The sequence below is a fragment of the Tritonibacter litoralis genome, from assembly GCF_009496005.1.
Lineage (GTDB): Bacteria > Pseudomonadota > Alphaproteobacteria > Rhodobacterales > Rhodobacteraceae > Epibacterium > Epibacterium litoralis.
The window spans coordinates 1-4,365 of sequence record NZ_WIBF01000033.1; the positions used below are offsets into that span (position 1 = coordinate 1).

The following is a 4,365-nucleotide window of genomic DNA, read 5'->3' on the forward strand; positions in this document are numbered from 1 at the left end:
ACCCTGGATCTCAACGACACCCTCACCGGCAACCTGACCAATGTGGGTGATGCGGATATCGATGCCACAATCGATGGGAACGTCTCCAACGCCAGCACCCTTGATCTGGCTGGAAATATCACCGGCAGCTTGACCCAGAGCGCGGGTACCACCACCGTGTCCGGAACCAGCACGGTGACCGGCGGCTTGGACATCGACGGTGGCAATCTGATCCTCAACGCAGCCACAACCGGTGATGTGGATATCGCCTCAAACGCCACCCTGGATCTCAACGATACGCTCACCGGCAACCTGAGCATAGCTTCCGGTGGCACGGCCATGCTCAGCGCCGATATCACCGGCGCAACAACGGTTGCAGGCACAGCTGATATTGGCAGTAGCATAACGTTTGTCGGAGATGTGAACCAAAGCGGAACCTTCACCAATACTTCGGATGGTACCTTCACACTGTCTCAAAACAGCGGTATCTGGAGCAGCTCAGGTTTGATCGATGCGGGTAACGGCGGCGGCCAACTGATTATCGACGCGGAAAATATTCAATTTGCCGACGGCCATAGCACGAATGGAAGCGTTGTTTTTAACACCGACAATCTGACGATCTCCACAAACATCGACTTGGCAAGCGATCAGGCGTCAAACTTGCAAATCGACAGCGGTTCTACCTTGACGATCACCTCGGATGTGACCGTTGGCGTGAATGACGCTACCCCCGATGTGCAAAATCAGGGCACTTTGAATATCAACGCAAATCAAACCCTTACCGCCGGATCCTTTGACAACCAGGGTGCATTGACACTGAATACATCGGCGACTTTGGCAGGAACTGGCAACACACTTGTGAACACGGGTACAATCACGGTTGCCGATGGCGGAACGGTGACGGATGCTGGTGCGATCACCAATGCTGCTGGAGGGGCGATCACCTTCAACGGCGATGGCAGCTTGGACGCGGATAACGACAATGACAGCGGTGGCGTGGATGCGATCACCAACGCGGGTACGATCACGGTGAACGCAGGTGCTGGATCCACAACGCAGACGGTGAGTGTTGGAAACGACACGCTGGACAACCAAAGCACCGGTGTTTTGCAAATTAACTCGGGCGAACTTGACGGCATCACAACCTTGACCAACAGCGGCAGCATCGCGGTGGTTTCTGGAGCCACGCTTGATGTTAACAGTTTGAATTCCTCCGCCGGTAGCATCTCTCTGGCAGGCACGTTGGACGGCAATGTCGAGATTACGGGCACAACCGCGCTCACGCTTGATGGCACCATCACAGGCAGCCTGACACAGAGTGCGGGCACAACCACCGTGTCCGGGTCCAGCACGGTGACCGGCGGCTTGGACATCGACGGTGGTGATCTGATCCTCAACGCAGCCACAACCGGTGACATCGATATCGCCTCGGCCGCAACTCTGGATCTCAATGAAACGCTCACCGGCAGCCTAACCAATGCGGGTGATGCGGATATCGATGCCACAATCGACGGCAGCGTCTCCAACGCCGGCACCCTTGATCTGGCTGGAGACATCACAGGCAGCCTGACACAGAGTGCAGGCACAACCACCGTGTCCGGGACCAGCACAGTGACCGGCGGCTTGGACATCGACGGCGGCGATCTGATCCTCAACGCAACCACCACCGGTGATATCGATATCGCCTCGGCCGCAACCCTGGATCTCAACAACACGCTCACTGGCAATATTACCAATTCAGGTAATACAGATCTCGCCGGAAACATCACCGGCAGCTTGACACAGAGCGCAGGCACAACCACCGTGTCCGGAGCAAGCACAGTGACCGGCGGCTTGGATATAAACGGCGGTGATCTGATCCTCAACGCGGCCACCACCGGCGATGTCGATATCGCCTCGGCCGCAACTCTGGATCTCAATGACACGCTCACCGGCAACCTAACCAATGCAGGCAGCGCGGATATCGATGCCGCGATCACTGGGAACGTCTCCAACGCCAGCACCCTTGATCTGGCCGGGGACATCACCGGCGCGCTGACACAGAGTGCAGGCACAACCACTGTTTCCGGGACCAGCACAGTGACCGGCGGCTTGGACATCGACGGAGGCGCTTTGACTATCAACTCAGCCACCACTGGTGATATCGATATCGCCTCAACCGCGACCCTGGATCTCAATGACACGCTCACCGGCAGCTTAACCAACGCAGGCAGCGCGGATACTGATGCCACAATCGACGGTAGCGTCTCCAACGCCGGCACCCTTGATCTGGCCGGGGACATCACCGGCGCCCTCACACAGAGTGCGGGCACAACCACCGTGTCCGGAGTCAGCACAGTGACCGGCGGCTTGGATATCGACGGAGGTGCTTTGACTATCAACGCAGCCACCACCGGTGATGTGGATATCGCCTCAACCGCCACCCTGGATCTCAACGACACGCTCACCGGCAATATTACCAATGCGGGTAGTACAGATCTGGCCGGAAATATCACTGGCAGCCTGACACAGAGTGCGGGCACCACCACCGTGTCCGGGGCCAGCATAGTGACCGGTGGCTTGGATATCGACGGCGGTGATCTGATCCTCAACGCGGCCACCACCGGTGATGTCGATATCGCTTCAACCGCCACCCTGGATCTCAACGATACGCTTACCGGCAACATTACCAACGCAGGCAGCGCGGATATCGATGCCGCGATCACTGGCAACGTTTCCAACGCCAGCACCCTTGATCTGGCCGGAGACATTACCGGCACCCTGACACAGAGTACGGGCACAACCACCGTGTCCGGGACCAGCACGGTGACCGGTGGCTTGGACATCGACGGAGGTGCTTTGAATATCAATGCCGCCACAAGCGGTGACGTAGATATCGCCTCGGCCGCAACCCTGGATCTCAACGACACCCTCACCGGCAGCTTAACCAACGCAGGCAGCGCGGACATCGATGCCACGATCGACGGTAACGTCTCCAACGCCAGCACCCTTAATCTGGCCGGAGACGTCACAGGCGCCCTCACCCAGAGTGTAGGCACCACCACCGTGTCCGGGACCAGCACGGTGACCGGCGGCTTGGACATCGACGGTGGTGCTTTGATCCTCAACGCGGCCACCACCGGTGATATCGATATCGCCTCAAGCGCAATCCTGGATCTCAACAGCGCGCTCACCGGCAATATTACCAATGCGGGTAGTACAGATCTGGCCGGAAATATCACCGGCAGCCTGACACAGAGTGCAGGCACCACCACCGTGTCCGGGACCAGCACGGTGACCGGTGGCTTGGACATCAACGGCGGTGATCTGATCCTCAACGCGAGCACCACCGGCGATGTGGATATCGCCTCAAGCGCAACCCTGGATCTCAACGACACGCTCACCGGAAACATTACCAACGCGGGTAACACTGACCTGGCCGGGGACATCACCGGCAGTCTGACACAGAGTGCGGGTGCCACCACCGTGTCCGGGGCCAGCACGGTGACCGGCGGCTTGGATATTAACGGTGGCAATCTGATCCTCAACGCAGCCACCACCGGTGATATCGATATCGCCTCAACCGCTACCCTGGATCTCAACGACACCCTCACCGGCAGCTTAACCAACGCAGGCAGCGCGGACATCGATGCCACGATCGACGGTAACGTCTCCAACGCCAGCACCCTTAATCTGGCCGGAGACGTCACAGGCGCCCTCACCCAGAGTGTAGGCACCACCACCGTGTCCGGGACCAGCACGGTGACCGGCGGCTTGGACATCGACGGCGGTGATTTGATCCTCAACGCGGCCACCACCGGCGATGTCGATATCGCCTCAACCGCTACCCTGGATCTCAATGACACGCTCACCGGAAACATTACCAACGCGGGTAACACTGACCTGGCCGGGGACATCACCGGCAGCCTGACACAGAGTGCAGGCACAACCACTGTTTCCGGGACCAGCACGGTGACCGGTGGCTTGGACATCAACGGCGGTGATCTGATCCTCAACGCGAGCACCACCGGCGATGTGGATATCGCCTCAAGCGCAACCCTGGATCTCAACGACACGCTCACCGGAAACCTAACCAATGCAGGCAGCGCGGATATCGATGCCGCGATCACTGGCAACGTCTCCAACGCCGGCACCCTTGATCTGGCTGGAAATATCACAGGCGCCCTGACACAGAGCGCAGGCACCACCACTGTTTCTGGGGCCAGCTCAGTGACCGGTGGCTTGGATATTAACGGCGGTGATCTGATCCTCAACGCGGCCACCACCGGTGATGTGGATATCGCCTCAAGCGCAACCCTGGATCTCAATGACACGCTCACCGGAAACCTAACCAATGCAGGCAGCGCGGATATCGATGCCGCGATCACTGGCAACGTCTCCAACGCC

The 4,365-nt window shown here is 58.9% G+C and carries 1 protein-coding gene; it reads left to right on the plus strand.

The window, feature by feature from the left end; genetic code table 11:
- Positions 1–4,365 (plus strand): beta strand repeat-containing protein (locus tag GFB49_RS21085; protein ID WP_425505255.1); only part of this gene is annotated, 4,365 nt, incomplete at both ends.